Source organism: Pseudoalteromonas sp. PPB1, assembly GCF_015356275.1.
Taxonomy (GTDB): Bacteria; Pseudomonadota; Gammaproteobacteria; order Enterobacterales; family Alteromonadaceae; genus Pseudoalteromonas; species Pseudoalteromonas rubra_D.
Map to the genome: position 1 here is coordinate 1 of NZ_JACEQV010000002.1, position 15,722 is coordinate 15,722.

14 protein-coding genes and 1 rRNA gene are annotated in these 15,722 nt (G+C 47.3%); 3 read left to right on the plus strand and 12 right to left on the minus strand.

All coding sequences use genetic code 11. The features are described 5' to 3' along the window. The 3 genes from IY568_RS02325 to IY568_RS02335 all read right to left on the minus strand — a co-directional run. Nucleotides 1-116, minus strand: a 16S ribosomal RNA gene (locus IY568_RS02325); the annotation flags it as partial. Between the two features lie 682 nt (nucleotides 117-798). Then, nucleotides 799-1,134, minus strand: a complete 336-nt coding sequence (locus tag IY568_RS02330) for a hypothetical protein (protein ID WP_049865791.1) — start codon at nucleotides 1,132-1,134, stop codon at nucleotides 799-801. A gap of 94 nt (nucleotides 1,135-1,228) precedes the next feature. Beyond that, complete coding sequence (locus IY568_RS02335) at nucleotides 1,229-1,693, minus strand: nuclear transport factor 2 family protein (protein ID WP_194866684.1); 465 nt, start codon at nucleotides 1,691-1,693, stop codon at nucleotides 1,229-1,231. Nucleotides 1,694-1,924: 231 nt separating this feature from the next. Here IY568_RS02335 and IY568_RS02340 point away from each other — a divergent pair, with 231 nt between their 5' ends. Beyond that, nucleotides 1,925-2,848, plus strand: coding sequence for a DMT family transporter (locus IY568_RS02340; RefSeq protein WP_194866685.1), 924 nt, complete (start codon nucleotides 1,925-1,927; stop codon nucleotides 2,846-2,848). Nucleotides 2,849-2,890: 42 nt separating this feature from the next. On the opposite strand, the gene IY568_RS02345 is transcribed toward IY568_RS02340, so the two are convergent. From IY568_RS02345 to IY568_RS02370, 6 genes are all read right to left on the minus strand, one after another. Further along, a complete protein-coding gene (locus IY568_RS02345; protein ID WP_194866686.1) occupies nucleotides 2,891-6,034 on the minus strand; it encodes an efflux RND transporter permease subunit in 3,144 nt (1,047 codons plus the stop codon). 11 nt (nucleotides 6,035-6,045) lie between these two features. After that, the gene (locus IY568_RS02350; protein WP_194866687.1) at nucleotides 6,046-7,212 is read right to left on the minus strand and encodes an efflux RND transporter periplasmic adaptor subunit; all 1,167 of its coding nucleotides are present in this window, start codon (nucleotides 7,210-7,212) and stop codon (nucleotides 6,046-6,048) included. Nucleotides 7,213-7,390: 178 nt separating this feature from the next. After that, nucleotides 7,391-7,744 (minus strand): hypothetical protein, encoded by a 354-nt coding sequence (locus tag IY568_RS02355; RefSeq protein ID WP_194866688.1) that lies wholly within the window; start codon nucleotides 7,742-7,744, stop codon nucleotides 7,391-7,393. Between the two features lie 108 nt (nucleotides 7,745-7,852). After that, a complete protein-coding gene (locus tag IY568_RS02360) occupies nucleotides 7,853-8,335 on the minus strand; it encodes a GNAT family N-acetyltransferase (protein WP_125563201.1) in 483 nt (160 codons plus the stop codon). Nucleotides 8,336-8,562: 227 nt separating this feature from the next. Then, nucleotides 8,563-9,024: a YaiI/YqxD family protein gene (locus tag IY568_RS02365; protein WP_228553093.1), complete on the minus strand. Its 462-nt coding sequence runs from the start codon at nucleotides 9,022-9,024 to the stop codon at nucleotides 8,563-8,565. A gap of 57 nt (nucleotides 9,025-9,081) precedes the next feature. Beyond that, a complete protein-coding gene (locus IY568_RS02370) occupies nucleotides 9,082-10,965 on the minus strand; it encodes a methyl-accepting chemotaxis protein (protein ID WP_125563203.1) in 1,884 nt (627 codons plus the stop codon). 90 nt (nucleotides 10,966-11,055) lie between these two features. Between IY568_RS02370 and IY568_RS02375 the strand changes: the two genes are divergently transcribed. Then, nucleotides 11,056-12,255 (plus strand): porin, encoded by a 1,200-nt coding sequence (locus tag IY568_RS02375; RefSeq protein ID WP_125563205.1) that lies wholly within the window; start codon nucleotides 11,056-11,058, stop codon nucleotides 12,253-12,255. On the opposite strand, the gene IY568_RS02380 is transcribed toward IY568_RS02375, so the two are convergent. Next, nucleotides 12,252-12,974, minus strand: coding sequence for an NAD(P)-binding oxidoreductase (locus IY568_RS02380; RefSeq protein WP_228553094.1), 723 nt, complete (start codon nucleotides 12,972-12,974; stop codon nucleotides 12,252-12,254). The two genes, IY568_RS02375 and IY568_RS02380, sit on opposite strands and share 4 nt — an antisense overlap. A gap of 143 nt (nucleotides 12,975-13,117) precedes the next feature. Further along, nucleotides 13,118-13,681 (minus strand): YSC84-related protein, encoded by a 564-nt coding sequence (locus IY568_RS02385; protein WP_010385986.1) that lies wholly within the window; start codon nucleotides 13,679-13,681, stop codon nucleotides 13,118-13,120. Between the two features lie 732 nt (nucleotides 13,682-14,413). Here IY568_RS02385 and IY568_RS02390 point away from each other — a divergent pair. Next, nucleotides 14,414-15,265, plus strand: coding sequence for an EamA family transporter (locus IY568_RS02390; RefSeq protein WP_194866690.1), 852 nt, complete (start codon nucleotides 14,414-14,416; stop codon nucleotides 15,263-15,265). Here the strand turns inward: IY568_RS02390 and IY568_RS02395 are convergent. Next, a complete protein-coding gene (locus IY568_RS02395) occupies nucleotides 15,262-15,717 on the minus strand; it encodes a GNAT family N-acetyltransferase (RefSeq protein ID WP_194866691.1) in 456 nt (151 codons plus the stop codon). The two genes, IY568_RS02390 and IY568_RS02395, sit on opposite strands and share 4 nt — an antisense overlap. Nucleotides 15,718-15,722: the final 5 nt, after the last annotated feature.

The following is a 15,722-nucleotide window of genomic DNA, read 5'->3' on the forward strand; positions in this document are numbered from 1 at the left end:
ACTCACCCGTCCGCCGCTCGTCATCTTCTAGCAAGCTAGAAATGTTACCGCTCGACTTGCATGTGTTAGGCCTGCCGCCAGCGTTCAATCTGAGCCATGATCAAACTCTTCAATTAAAAGTTTTTTGTTTGAAGTAAACTTCAAACCATGCTCAATGAATTCTGATTTTGATTACTCTCTATAAATAAAGAGAAATCGAATTGACTGTGCTGAAACAAGTAAACTTGTTTCCGTTGGTCACTCACTTTCCATTTAAGGAAAAAACATTGAGACTCTAAATTTTTGTGCGTCATTCAGTAAACTGAAATCCGCTGTTAGAACTCAATCTGTACGAGTGCCCACACAGATGATTGCTTCATATTTTTAAAGAACGGTGCGACTTAATGTCGCTGCGCTGTTAGCGCTGAGGGTTGTGCATTCTAATCACTTCCCATTTTATGTCAATACTTTGCTGTGTTTGATTTATTTTTCAAAACAACCCAGTTTTATTTGACTCCCAACTCGTTGGCTCATTGCTTTTCAGCGTTGTGCCCCGTGTCGGTGGATGCGCATTATAGGGAAAACGAAACCCAGCACAACCCTTTTTTTGAGGAAAAGTGAAAAAAGCACCCAACCGAACAAAATAAAACCAACCCGGTTAAAATTAATACAAATTAGAATCAAAATAAGCAAACTCCTGTATTAATAATCCCCTTTATTAACCCGGTTGAATCTGTAAAGCGATTAATCCCCAGAGAAACGCCGACGGAATTACACTAAAAAGTGATCCATAACGACAAACAAACTCTCTGTTTAAAGTTATACGCAAACCGCATCATAAAAGTAGCGCTTGTGCTTTTTTACTGAAACACCCGATTGCTCAATTTCCATCATATTATTGTCATCGAGACAAACCTGAAATTCACTGCACCCGGTAACAGCGGTCAATGGCATGACCAGTTTAGGGTTAGACCAAGAGTCACCGAAGCCAACTTCCAGATCATTTAGATCCTCAAATTCGACAGACAACTTGTAGGTAGAGCCAGGAAAGATCTGCGTTAGAGTGAGCGCTTTGATCTCTCCTTTTTGACATAAAAAGGCAAAAATTGGCTTTGATGTTTTGTTTTCGTATGTAACTGCAACATTGGTAATCACGGCGGCATTCCCTGACTGAATAATCTATGTGCAAACTATAGATTTCTGTCAGATAAAAGCAATTACGGGCCATTACAGTTTGACTTCTTGCACGTTACCCACCACTACGGTGCCTTGCAACTTGATGGAACTGCCACAATACATTCAGGATCTGCCACTCCCCCGACGCATTTTTATATAAATGCATATAATCAACCCATTCATCTGTGGTTAGCTTTACTGAGGCTATTCGTTCATCAAGGTCCAGCACATTCACCTCCATCTTTGGCTGCTTTGCGAAACGGTCACCTGACACATTATATTCAGCAGCAAGTTTAACCAACCCAGCTTTATCCATGGACATGACAAATTCCCCATCCGTTTTGCCCTTCCAGTAGGTTCTTTTTACCAGCTCATCATCGGCTATTTTGGCCATCAATTTTGGCCTCACTTCGATTTGCGCAATCAAATAACTTTTAGCTACTTGCTCTATTGCATGCCGATCCAAATTCAAGTTTGCATAGCTGTGCGCTGACAATAAAACACTCCAGATTAAAATCAACCGGATAAATGTCACCATAGTTGGCTCCTTTCAATGATAATAATGCTACCGTTCGATATAACGGCCGTATCGCATACCTATCTTTTGGGGTTAAATGCTCAACTGAAGGTTTTCTGAATCTACAAAGTGTATAAATAAAACCTTGCAGTTCAGAAATATAGAGGAATGTTCGCAATACATATACTGACCATTAGTTAAATTTGATACGCTATCGCCTCCTGCCGTATGACTTTAAACAAAAGGAAGACCATGTCGACGACCACTTGCAACGATCAGCCCAATGATGCACCAATCGTCCTGGCGCTCGTGTCAGCCATGCTTTTTTGGGGAATGAGTTGGATCTCAGGAAAAATCATCGCTGATATCGCCCCAGCTCAGGTTACCGTGTTCTATCGACTGTTCCTTGCAGCCATCAGCATGCTGCCAATCATGTGGGTATTGCACAAATTGAAGCTACTCAACCTGAATTACAGCGTACGCGCCTTGCTCTGGTCCTTGCCCGCAGGTATTTTACTCGCAGCTTACAACCAGCTGTTTTTTATGGGCCTGGCGGATGGCCTGCCCGGTAAAGGCGGGATGCTGGTCACTACTTCTAATCCCGTATTTACCTTTATTCTGAGTGCCGTTTTATTGGGTCAGGCGATCAACAAACGTCAGGGGATTGGACTCGCACTCGGTTTAGGTGGCGGGCTGTTAATGATAGAAGTATGGCATTTTAATCTGGATCAGATACTGGCTTCAGGCAATGCCTACTTTATACTCGCTTCACTTACCTGGGCGTTCCTTACTTTAATCAGTCAACGCGGAACACGTTACGCTGATTTCATTACTTTCAGTACACTGATGTATGTCTGGGCCTCTTTATTAAGCTATTTATTTGCCTACCAGCATGATCCATTTAGTAGTGCATCACAATACCCTGCATATTACTGGCACCATTTACTCTTTTTATCGATTGTCGTTGTCAGTATTGCTACCAGCGTGTTCTTCCTGGCAACCCAAAAACTGGGGCCCAATCGTTCCAGCTCTTTTGTCTTTGTGGTCCCGGTGACGGCAATGGGGCTTTCAGCCTGGTATTTCGCAGAGCGACTGAGTTTGGGCGTGGCTGTCGGTGGTGCCTGTGCACTGTGCGCAGTTTACCTGCTCAATAAAAAAACGGCTAAATCTGGGTAATGTGCAAAAGCCGGGTCACAGCCCGGCTTTCCCGATTTTTTACTAAATCCGACGCTTTGCGAGACGTCGTGCACAGAATCGCTCAAATAGAATGGGCAACACAAACAAAGTAAGCAAGGTTGAGGTAAATAACCCACCTATCACAACACTGGCCAGCGGCTTTTGGATCTCAGATCCTACACCAGTCGACAAAAGGATCGGGATCAGACCTAATGCGGAGGTAAGCGCAGTCATTAATACCGGACGCAACCGCGAAGTCGCTCCCTCTTCAATTGCCTTGGTTATCTCCACTCCCGCAGCAATCCGCTGATTAATGCTCTCTACCAACACCACAGCGTTCAGTACAGCAACACCAAACAGGGTGATAAAGCCGACCGACGCAGGCACAGACAGATACTGCCCGGACAGATAGAGCGAAAAGACGCCACCAATAACCCCCAAAGGAATACAGCTCAGGACAAGCGCCGCCTGCGAAACCGATCTAAAGGTCAGCATTAACAATACCGCCATCAGCATCAGTGCGCCTGGGATCACAATGGCCAATCGCTGTTGTGCACGTTGCTGACTTTCAAACTGTCCCCCAAATTCAATGCTATAACCGGGTGGTAGCGACAGTGTGCTGTCAATTTTGGCTTTTATATCGGCGACTACGCTGCCCATGTCTTTGCCAGTTACATTAGCTTGTACAACGATCCGGCGCTGTACATCATCACGACGGATCTGTACCGGACCAGAAGCAAACTCTACCTTTGCCACCTCATTTAAGCTAACCCAGGCGCCACTTGGAGACAAGAGCATTAACGCCTCAATTGCCGCCGGATCACGTCTGAACGATTCCGCCAGCCTGACGTAGATATCATACCTTTCGTTACCCCTGACTATTTGCCCGGCTACATCGCCTCCTAAACCACCACTGACAAGGTCCATAACATCGTTTACAGAAAGCCCGACGCGGGATAATGCGTCCCGGTTAGGCGTTATCACCAGCTGAGCCTCACCGCTTTGCTGCTCTAATGCGACATCCGTGGTACCGGGTAAGGCTTTGACCAAACCTTCAAGCTCTTCCCCCTTCTGCATCAGTACCAGCAACTCAGGTCCCAGTAACTTAATTGCCAGCTGGGCTTTAACGCCTGACAACAATTCATCCACCCGAGTTGCTATCGGCTGAGAGAAATTCAGCAATAAGCCAGGGTGGACAGATAATGCCGACGCAATCTTGCCTTGTAACTCAACCCGAGTGCGGGCATTTTTCCACTGTTCTACTGGTCGAAGCCCGATATAGATCTCAATGTTATTCACCGGCTCAGGATCACCGCCAACCTCAGGCCGGCCTATGCGGCTCAGTGCATAAGTCACTTCCTCAAAGCCCAGTATTGTTTCTTCCAGCTTAGGAGCAATGGATAAACTGGTTTCAAGACTGGCAGATGGTGCCAGTGTTACGCGCAAGTTGAGCGTCCCTTCTTCAAGTTCAGGGACAAATTCACTACCAATTTGTGTCAATGTATACACAGCTATGGCAAACAGAGCCGAAACTCCCACTAGTAGCGCTTTGCTGTTTCGCTGCGCAAGTTCTAAATATTGCCGGTAAACCCCTTCTGCTCTTTCTAACACAGCGTGACGCGGTATCGGCTTATAGCTATTCAACAGATAACAAGCCAAAGCTGGTATTACCAACAACGCAATCACAACCGCACAAACCACAGCCAGCATAATACTGCTGGCCATTGGCGTGAACAATTTGGCCTCGACCCCTTCAAAAGAAAACAGCGGCAAAAAAACCAATAAGATAATGGCAGATGCAAAAAAGATAGGTCGTGCGACATCTTTCGCAGCCAGACGAACCAGTTCAGAAAATGATTCATTGCTGGTGTTCGAAGCCCCCCGGGCTGCCTGTTGTTGTAAGATCCGCTCAACCATCACCACTGAGCCATCGACCAACATACCAATGGCCACGGCCAGCCCGCCCAGAGACATTAGATTTGCAGGCATCCCCATCAAAGACATCAGACCCAAAGCCAGAATAATGGCAACGGGCACAGAGAGTATCACAAGTAAAGCGGCCCTCAGGTTGAGCAGGAACAGTAAAAGCACCACAGCAATAAATACAAACGCTAGCAGCAAGGCTTCTGCCACCGTGGTGATGGCCTTATCAATCAGCATACTCTGATCATAAATAGGCACAAATTCGACCCCCGGTGGCAACGCCCGATTGATCTGCGCCACTTTGCTTTTTATCCCGTCGATCGTCGCTTTCGTGTTTGCACCCATCCGTTTTAGTACAATACCACTGACAACCTCTCCCCGAGAGGTTGCCTGCCCAGAAGCATCTCGCAAGGTCAGAGTGACCGCCCCCTGACGTATCTCACCGCCAAGTTTGACCTGAGCGACGTCAGCCACTCTCACTACGGTGCCATCAATTGTCTTAATGGGTACCTGACGAATTTGCTCTAAGCCCGGTGCGCCACTGCTAAACCAGCCCACGCCTCGGATCACGAGCTGCTCCTGAGCACGGTCAAGATACCAGCCGCCTGCATTACGGTTATTGTCCGATAAGGCACGCTGTACCTGCGACTGAGTTAATTTGTATGCCAGCAAACGCGTAGGGTCCAAGTCCACCTGATATTGTTTGACCTGGCCGCCAAATGACAGCACTTCAGTCACCCCCTCTATCGGCATCAACAGGAGTTTAACCAGCCAGTCGTTAATACTGCGTAGCGTCATTTCGTCAACTCCCGAATCGGGATCAGCCACCAGCAAATATTGGTAGACTTGTCCCAGCCCAGAGGTATTCGGACCCATATCCGGCATCCCGACTGAATCCGGGATCAGTGAACGGGCTGTTTGCAGACGTTCAAACACCAATTGTCTTGCAAAATAGATATCAGTCCCTTCTTTAAAGACAACCGTCACCCCGGACAAGCCGGTTTTGGAGATAGAACGCACCTGCTCAACATCCGGCAGCGCGTACATAAGTGCTTCAATGGGATACGTGATGAGCTGCTCGACTTCTTGTGCCGCGAGTCCGGGGGCTTCAGTATTCACTGTCACCTGGATATTGGTCACGTCCGGAAAAGCGTCAAGATTCAAACGCGGTACTTGCCAAATTGCCGTGACCAAGACTAGCAGTGTTGCAAACAGCACCACAACACGGTGTGCGATTGCACCATTTATGATTTTCTCTAACATCCTGTTCGCCCTCAGTGGTTATGTGGATCAAAGCCACTTTTTGCCATTTCAGACGCAATAAAGAACGCCCCCTGAGCCACCACTTTGGTGCCAGAACGAATCGCCTTTGCCCCCTCCAGTAGCGGCATGGGCTCAATAATCACTCCGTCTTTTGTCGGTGAAACCCGTTTTACGGGCGTGGCAACGTACTCACCCTGATCATGTTCCACAAACACTTGCCACCCGCCATCCACATCGCGCACCAGCGCTAATTCAGGTACGGCAAAAACGGGCTGAGCCGTCGAAAACAAAAAGTACGCACTGACAAACATACCGGCATGTAATGTATCGTCCCGATTATCAACCTCAAGCCGAACCACCCGCGTGCGCGTTAATGGGTCCAATGTATGCCCCTGCTGGATCACCTTTGCCGGGTATCTGCGCTGATTGTGCTCAATCTCAACGGGTGTATCGGTATTAATCAAACGCTGCTGCGTAGCGGCCAATCTGACTTCAACCCACAATGTCGATTCGTCACCGAGTTTCATAATGGCTTCACCTGAACCAAAGCGCTGCCCCTGCACAAAGCCATCCTCCAGCACAATCCCTTCACGTTGGGCAGACAGAGTATAAGTACCCAAAGACTGAGTTTGTCCCGTCTCTAAACGGTTAACGGCAGAGTGGGTCATACCCATCGCCAATAACGTACCCAGCGCCGCTTTATATTTTGCTCTGGCTACCAGCTTCTGGTTTTCGCTCAAGCTCGCATCGCTCAATCGTTCAACTCGCTTCCATTCACTGGCTGCGATCATATAGTTCGCCTGCGCCTGGGCCATATCTTGGCTAAATAATGTGACCAATTTATCCCCGGGTCTGACAACCTGACCTAAGCTCGCATGACGACGCTCTACCACAGAATCAACCCGCGGCGTCACCATATAACTGGTGTAACGGTTTGCTTTAAGCTCGCCCGGCGCATAAACCGGTGTTTGCGCATATTGAGCCTGAAGTGTCATCAGCTTGAGGTTGATCTGTGACTGCTGGGCTTGACTGAGCAGCACGCTTTGCCGATGGGGTAATTCTGTCTGGAAAGAAACATCAGAATCATGATTATGACCTGGTTCTGTGCTTGAGATGGCGCTGGCTTTCAGCGATATCAGTAAAAGCCCCGCTGCGTAACTTAAAATACGCTTGTTCATGATGGTGTAAACCTCTTCATTTGTGGCGCGTGACGTATCACACTCCACTGCCTGTCTGTTTCAGGCAAAAATCGACATGACCAATCGCATTGTCCTGAATGACATAAAAACAGGCACATTGAAGCGATCCGTCAAACGGAAAAATAACAAAAACTAAAAAATTTCGGAGGAAACAGAGTTAAGCGATGGGAGGTTTAAACTGAGATTCGATACGCCGGCGAACCTGAGTATCGGCAGATGAAAAAGGGATGTCGGGTTTCATCAATCCAGAAATCGGAGACAAGCGAACTGACATCCAGATTGTATGGCTACCGCTGCAATGGCCACAATGATGACAGTCAGAAATCACATGACCCTGCTCGTCAAAGATCACACTTTGTGAGGCCGGGTATGACTCATCATGGACATGATTGGTTTGCAAATGTGCCCTGGTGGGCTGATGAAAGTTGCCGGGATCAATCACAGCAGTCACCGATTGTAAACCAATCAGTAATACCATTATTAATGTGAGCAGACCCTGTAGTAAGCGCAACTTACCCTCTGACTGTCGATAAAGTTGCCAGCAATATATGCTGGCAAGGCTTAGATGTCAATGCCTCAAATCACCCTATCATATTGATATGAAATAACATTATTAATGTTACTGAAGCCATTTATACATAATATGACTGTCAACAAAACCCAAACTGGGATGACGGTAAGCCTTTGGAATCGTGCCAATAATCTGATACCCCAACCTTTGCCATAACTGTACCGCCACCTGATTACTGGCGACCACCGAATTAAACTGCATCGCACGATATCCCAGCTTAATTGCTTCACTTTGAGAGTGTTCACACAATGTACGAGCAATGCCTTTACCCCTTGCCTGAGGGGCAACCATATAGCCACAATTGCAAATATGGTTGCTGGGGCCCATGGCATTGGCCTTAAGGTAATAACTTCCCAGGATCTCATCCCCTTCGACCATGACATACGCATTGTCTACTTTTTGACACCACAGCGCATAAGCTTGCTGTTGTGACATATCCGGGTCAAATGCATAAGTCTCTTGTTGTTCAATGACTTCTTTAAAAGTTGGCCAGAAATGTTGAAAGTCGTTTTGTGTCATTATTCTTATCATGGTTTCTCCAATTCAGCATTACAGACAAAACGCAGTCGTTAAGAAACGTTCCTGTCATCTGCGTATTCCCACAGGCATTAGCAATACGATATCAAACGCCGGTCACTTAGCGGCTTTTATCCGATGGTATTTTCAACGCGCAATCAAGGTTGCCGAGTATCGCTTGTTTATAATCCAGAGGATGTCATTTTTAAACAAAGAGAGGCACCATAGCGCGGTGCCTGAGATTAACCTTTATTTTGCTGTAGCCAGCGGTCTAAGCTGTTGGCGAACTGTTGTTTTTCAGCTTGTCCTAATGGCGGAGGACCCCCACTGACCATGCCACTACTACGCATGGTATCCATAAAATCGCGAATATTTAGCCGTGATCGAATGTTTTCTCTGGTGAACTCTTCTCCACGTGTGCTCAGTGCCAACCCGCCTTTTTCAATGGCTTCAGCTGCCAATGGTATGTCACTGGTGATCACCAGATCGCCGGCACACATACGGCGCACAATCTCATTGTCAGCCACATCAAAGCCACTACTCACCTGTAGCTTATGGATATGCGGAGAAGGCGGCGTTTTAATATATTGATTGGCGACGAATGTCACTGGGATCTGGGTTCTGACTGCGGCACGAAACAAGATTTCACGGATCACCACAGGACACGCATCTGCGTCCACCCATATATTTTTCTTATTGTCCAAAACTGGCTCATTAATTCGGTTTGTTATGCGGCAAGTGTACAACTTGCCGCAGCGTAGCTAAAGCGTGAATTTCGATAATAACCCTTCTTGCTCATGGGCATGTTGCGTCAGCACTTTACTTGACTCAAACTGGCGAACGGCAAAGCTCCCCACTTCGACACTAATATCGTTGATATTTGAGGTATTTTTATTGATTTCCTCAATCACCACGCTTTGCTCTTCAATCGCTGTTGCTATCTGGATGTTGCGGTCCATGATGTCTTTCACCGCTTCTGAAATCTCATTCAACATGCCTGTAGCCTGCTCAGTCTGCTCCACACACAGCAACGTTTTATCACGACTGCTGCCCATTGCACTTTGGACCTGAATAGATGAAGCCTGGATCTGTTCAATCATTGATTTTATTTCAGTGGTTGATTCTTGTGTTTTGGTTGCCAAAGATCGTACTTCGTCGGCAACCACCGCAAAGCCCCGGCCCTGCTCGCCGGCGCGGGCAGCTTCAATGGCGGCATTCAGCGCCAAGAGATTGGTTTGCTCGGCAATGCCATTAATAACAGACAAAATATTTTCAATGCTCTGACTGTATTCCGCCAGCTGTGTACTCATCTCGTGTGAGATATTTATCTCATCGGCCAGTGCGCTGATCTCACCACGGGTTTTCTGAAATACCTGTTGCCCTTCTGCCGCCCTTTCATTGACGGAGGTGATCGATGTCGCAGCATTTTGGGCACTACCAGCAATCTCACTGGAAGTCGTGCTCATCTCATGCATCGCCGTTGCTAGCCCTTCAATCAGTTGTACCTGTTCATTGAGCTGACTGCTAGACTGATTCGCCAGCGTACTCGCTTCGTCACAACTGGCCACCACCAGATCAGCACGTTGCTTCACATCTGTCACCAGGCTATGTAATGACCCCAGAAATTGATTGAATTCCTGCGCGACCTTGCCGCATTCATCTTCATGCTTTATTCGCACTCGCTGAGTAAGATCACCACTCCCCGACGCAATATTGGTGATTGCATCATTGAGATCTTTCAGCGGTCTCAATAACTGAATTGCCAAAGCCCGACTCAAAAAGGCTCCGAGCAATATGGCCACCACTGCCAACATCAATGTACTCATTGAAAGCTCTCTTAAATCACTGAAAACCAGAGCTTCATCCAGCAACACGGCCAAATACCAATCAGTCCCATACTGCTGCGATAACGGGTAAAAATAGAGCAGCTTGGCTTCCCCTTTAACCGTCACTTCTAATAGCGTCTTTTCAGCTGATTTATTCAGTTGTGGCGACAAACTACTGAGCGGTTTGCCATTCAGTTTAGCGTTTTGGTGAGAGACAATAATCCCTTTACTGTCGACTAAAAACGCATAGCCCGTGCCATCAAAGTTCACCGCATTCACACTTTTGGCTATGGTATCTAAGCTAAGATCGCCCCCAATCGCGCCGCGAAATTGCCCGCCGGAATTAATAGGCGCAACCACAGAGAGCAACAATTCACCGGTTGCTGCGTCGGTATAAGGGCTGGTAAACACCGTTTTACCTTTGTCTCTGGCCAAGCGATACCAGCCTCGTTCCCTAAAATCCACATCTGGCGGGTTTTGCCTGTTGGGATTGTTCGAACGCAATATTCTCTCTGTGCTCAAGGTACCAAATGACAATAAAAAGGCATCTTTAAAATAAGGTGATTCGAGCCCCTTTTGAAACTGCTCAGGGCTATAGTCAGCTTCAATCTGACTGCGCAGTAATCGAATTAAAGCTGCTTTTTCTGCCAACCAATTATCAATACCCAGTGCCAGCAATTGTGCGGAATCACTGACATATGCAGTGGTTTTCTTTTTCATAGAGGCATTGACCAGCCAATAGGTTGTCGTACTGATCACCAAAATGATCATAAAGATGAGTAACGCCGATGCCAAAGAGAACTTGCTGCGAATCTTCATATTATTTAGGCCAAATAAAATCACCCTTTGCCAAAGTGTTGTCTATAATTCCAGTTATCGCAACTAACGCAACAAATTTGGTAATTTGCTATGAATAACGCGATCTCTTCTGTGGCTAAAGCCATCCTGATTGCACTTTGTGTGCCGCTCACCTGTGCTCAAGCTAACACCGAACGCGCCGTCACTATGGCTGATATCGAAGCGCTCGAAGCTCAGCTCAAAGCACTCAAGGCCCGCTTTGAAAGGCAAAACCCTCCCGCCGCTCAAACAACACAAAACGCTAAATCAACAACCAACACAGCAGCTGCTGCAGATGCAAAAGCCGCTTCCTCTGCCAATTCAGCTAAACCTGCGCCGACTGAAGAAAAGCGCAAACTGGATGTATATGCGACCATGCGCCCCACATACGGTCGCCTGGAGACCAATGGTGAGGATAATTGGGACGTGCGTGACGCCCTGTCCCATGCCGGACTCAAGGTTACCCACGAATTTGACAAAGACTGGAGCGCAGAGCTGCATGGAGAGTGGAGTATTGACGTTGCTAATGAAGGGAACTTTGGTCGCTCCCGGCGGGCCTACACCGCACTGAACACCCCTGTCGGCCGCTTTGGCATAGGTAAGCAACGGCCGGCACAATATCTTTTTATTGCCGAGTATGTTGATATCTTTAATCATGCCAACAGCCCGTTTGCATATGACCCTGAGAGCCTCTTCTTCGTCGACAATCTGATCAGTTACCGGCTTACACCTGGGCCTTTTACTTTTGTTGCAGTTGCACAGTTTAATGGCGAGTCGGGTAGTAACTCAGATGATTTGGTCAATGTTGGTTTGAGTTATGATGCTAACGATTTGCATGCTGCTGTCACCTACCAGCAAAACGACGTTTATGCCGATGATGTCCAGCTTGGCGATAACAGCCTCTGGGCTACCTCGCTGGCCTATCAATTTACACCTCGCTTCTATGCCGCCGTCGCTTATCAGGATAAAGATTACAACAGAGATGCCGCAGGTGCTGACCGCAGTGGGCACACCTTCGATTTATCCTTTGCTTACCAACTGGCCAAAGCCTACAAACTGAAAGCAGGCTACTTTGATTTTGATGACGGATACCTGGATTCAGATCCGGCCGCAGGTAGCTTTGATGGCTACAACCTGACATTAGAGTGGAGCCCTATTAAAGTACTCAGAATTCACCTTGAGTACCTTAACAAGTCGTTCGTCAATGGCGATGACTTCGACTCCATTTCTATCGGCTTCAGGTATGACTACAAAACCACGGTTGAGTATTAACCCTGGTCCTGATTATACAGTACAGGAGAGCAGCCCTGCCATTGCTGCCACAGTGCCGGGTCAAGCGCTAACTGACACATAAAATGAGCGACATTGATCCGGCTTGTTTTTCCCGCATCAAAAATGGCGTCACGTGTTGGAGATGGATGAACGTCATAAGCTGTGACCTGAGCATCATTTGTCAACGAATCTGGCCTAACCACGACCCACTCAACCCCCTCCCTTGCGGGGGAGCGGGCACGTAAGAGCTTCGCCGCAGCCTCATTATCAGGATGAGGAGGCAGACATAAACGTAATAACGCCACCACGACACGATGTGCCAGAGGTGGCCGCTCATGCAAAGACTCGCAGGTGCACCCAGTACTGTTCATTAAGATAAACTTAACAGGACTCCCGCCATCTTTGTTTGCAATTGCCTGACACACACTTTGCACTGCATCACGCACCAGACGACGGGGATGGCCATAAATACCCTGAAACGTTGCCCGATGTCCCAGACAACAAATAACCGTTTTCACGTCCGCCACTAACGCTTCGAGTTCCCGGGTGCTCAACTCGGCAATATTGCCTACCCTGACATCCAATTGCGGGTTAGCTTTGAGCGTTTCCAGTTGTGCACTGCTTTGCCGGACAAGGACTCTGACTTGCACCTGTGCCAACATCAGCTGCTCAACAACCAGCCTCCCCGTCGCCCCACTTGCTCCAATCACTAAAATCATAACGCATCCTTTGGCTGTCATTTATCGGGAGTGTAACGTGAAGGGAGTGGATTAAAACAGGCACAAAAATGTGACAAATGGTAAGTAGATTTTTCAGCCGGCCCAACAGGCCGGCTAAGTGTCGTTGCCAGGGGCAAGTGGAATTAGTTTAATTCCTTATCTTGCCAGAATTTCGTTCCTTTGACTGTCGCCTGCAATGCCAGGCCACTTTCGGTAAATGTATACACTGTTACATCCCCATAGTAGACTTCGCCTTCAATAGAGGCCCCTTTATCAGCAGCCCTTGCCGCAGCATCGGCATTTCCGCCAAACGTCCAGCCGGACTCCACAAATTGTTTCATCGCTGCCTGAGTATGAAACACCATCACAATACGATAATCCTTTGCACCCAGACCCAGTCCGACACCACCTTCGGCCATATTCATGTAAGTTGACTGACCTGTGGTGTTATTTTCTACGACACCATAGCCAGTGCCTGCGGCAACAAAAATAATATTCAGATTCGCATTGGAAAACACCGCATATCCGGGCGCATTGCTTAGTTGGGCGCGAACATCCGGCTTTTTACTATAGAGCTTGGTTAAAGTATCTCGTTTCATCTTCTGAATTTCGGAACGCTTTTGGACGGCATCACCCGGCCCCATAGACGCACAAGCGCTCAGTAACACAGACAAAACAACCGACATCAGCAAGGGAATTGTACGCATACCTTTTTCCTTTTACAGTTAGAAGCAGGCAGTTGAATCACTGCCCGCAGAAAAACATCATCTTAAGGGTAGGCAGGTTAGGCGCAGCTGAACAGAAAACGCAGGCAAAAAAAAGGCCGCATTAAAGCGGCCTTAACACACATCATGGGTAATCATGAAGGGATAAATGTGAAAACAAGATCATTGTAACTCGACCGTTATAAAATAAAATCATATTAAAACGTTTCTTTAGCTCGGTATTTTCGATGAGTTACTTTCCTCATTCCTATTTGCTTACTCCTTAATATAGTGGCCTTACTGGCAATGTCTTTGTCATCGATGCCCTTGTTGTTTTTTATGGAGTTATATTGCCCTGCTGAAAAAGGCAGTGAAGAGAAGAGACGACCCGCAACAAAATCTCATGCTTTGGGTCCAGTACAGCAGAAAATTCAGACAAAAAAAAGGCCGCATAAAGCGGCCTTAACACACATCATGGGTAATCATGAAGGGATAAATGTGAAAACAAGGTAATTGTAACTCGGTCGCTATAAAATAAAATCATATTATAACGCGCTTGTTATTCGGCATTTTCGATGAATAGTTTTTCCTCGTTTATGTTTACTCATCCGCTCAGCAAAGCTCGGCAAATGACAATGCCTGATTCTTCAATACAGCTGTTATTTTGTTAGTTAAATCAAGCCACTCTGAGGTATCATCGCGACTATCCTTGCACACCATTTTAACTGACCTGATATGCATCATCTGATTTTTGTCACCCTATTATGGGCATTTTCATTCAGCCTGATAGGCGTTTACCTCGCCGGCTCGGTTGACCTTTGGTTCGCCGCCCTGAGTCGTATTATGCTGGCAACCCTGGTTTTCTTGCCATTCATTCGCTGGCAGCAAACAACCCGCCCCGTGATGTTCAGATTAATGACAATAGGTGCAATACAGATAGGTGCTATGTATGGTTTCTATTACCATGCCTTTGTGTTTTTAACTGTACCGGAAGTCCTGCTGTTTACCGTGATGACACCGGTATACATCACTTTGCTTAATGACCTGTTCGCAAAGCGCTTTAATGCGCGCTATTTACTGGTCGCATTAATCGCAACACTGGGCGCTGTCGTCATTCGTCTGACAACACCGAATCCGGACTTCTGGCTTGGCTTTATGGTAGTTCAGGGTGCCAATCTGTGTTTTGCTCTGGGGCAGGTTTTATATAAACGACTGGCTGAGCAGCATGCCTTAGTCCACCATCAGTGCTTTGGCTTTTTCTTTATCGGCGCGCTGGCCCTGTCCTCGTTAAGTTTTGCTCTTTTTGGTGATTTGAACCGACTCCCTTCGACGCAGCTACAATGGGGGATCTTAATTTATTTAGGCCTCATTGCCTCTGCCCTTGGTTATTTTATCTGGAATAAAGGCGTCACTCTGGTTTCAGTAGGAGCACTGGCAGTCATGAACAATGTTCTGATCCCTGCCGGGATCCTGGTGAATATCCTGATCTTGAATCGCACCGCCGATTTAGTCAGTCTGGGGCTTGGCAGCGCGATTATCTTTTTAGCCCTGGGCGTCAATCAGTACTTTGACGCACGTTCACGTTAAAGCGCCTTGCGAAATCGGATCTGCATATCCAATAAGGTCTGCGACGACGCTGCTGGCTGTGTCAGTTCCGCAATATGATAATCATGACTGACGAGCATCTGCATCATGGTTTTAAAGCGGTTCATTGTTTTTACTTCAATATGACTGAACCCCTGCTCACGGCACCAACGCTCCTGCTCGAGCAATAACGCTCGTGCCAGCCCTCTACCCCGATAGGCCGGCATGACGGCCCCAATCCAGCTGTAAAACTGCTGTGGGGCCTGCTCATATCCCAGCTTATATGCAACAGGCTGACCTTCACAACTGGCTATCAACGCCAGGTAAGTGCGCCCTGATAATCTCTGAAGGATATCTGCTTGCGTCTTGGGCTGAGAAAATTCCGGGATCTGCTGCTCTACAGAGAGTACCTCTTCAATACTCCCCTGATGAATGTGCCATTGTACTTTCGTCATCGCCT

Bases quoted from the DNA above. Each gene is read 5' to 3' on its own strand.
- IY568_RS02335 (WP_194866684.1), bottom strand. From the start codon at position 1,693: ATGGTGACATTTATCCGGTTGATTTTAATCTGGAGTGTTTTATTGTCA.
- IY568_RS02340 (WP_194866685.1), top strand. From the start codon at position 1,925: ATGTCGACGACCACTTGCAACGATCAGCCCAATGATGCACCAATCGTC.
- IY568_RS02345 (WP_194866686.1), bottom strand. From the start codon at position 6,034: ATGTTAGAGAAAATCATAAATGGTGCAATCGCACACCGTGTTGTGGTG.
- IY568_RS02350 (WP_194866687.1), bottom strand. From the start codon at position 7,212: ATGAACAAGCGTATTTTAAGTTACGCAGCGGGGCTTTTACTGATATCG.
- IY568_RS02360 (WP_125563201.1), bottom strand. From the start codon at position 8,335: ATGATAAGAATAATGACACAAAACGACTTTCAACATTTCTGGCCAACT.
- IY568_RS02370 (WP_125563203.1), bottom strand. From the start codon at position 10,965: ATGAAGATTCGCAGCAAGTTCTCTTTGGCATCGGCGTTACTCATCTTT.
- IY568_RS02375 (WP_125563205.1), top strand. From the start codon at position 11,056: ATGAATAACGCGATCTCTTCTGTGGCTAAAGCCATCCTGATTGCACTT.
- IY568_RS02380 (WP_228553094.1), bottom strand. From the start codon at position 12,974: ATGATTTTAGTGATTGGAGCAAGTGGGGCGACGGGGAGGCTGGTTGTT.
- IY568_RS02385 (WP_010385986.1), bottom strand. From the start codon at position 13,681: ATGCGTACAATTCCCTTGCTGATGTCGGTTGTTTTGTCTGTGTTACTG.
- IY568_RS02390 (WP_194866690.1), top strand. From the start codon at position 14,414: ATGCATCATCTGATTTTTGTCACCCTATTATGGGCATTTTCATTCAGC.
- IY568_RS02395 (WP_194866691.1), bottom strand. From the start codon at position 15,717: ATGACGAAAGTACAATGGCACATTCATCAGGGGAGTATTGAAGAGGTA.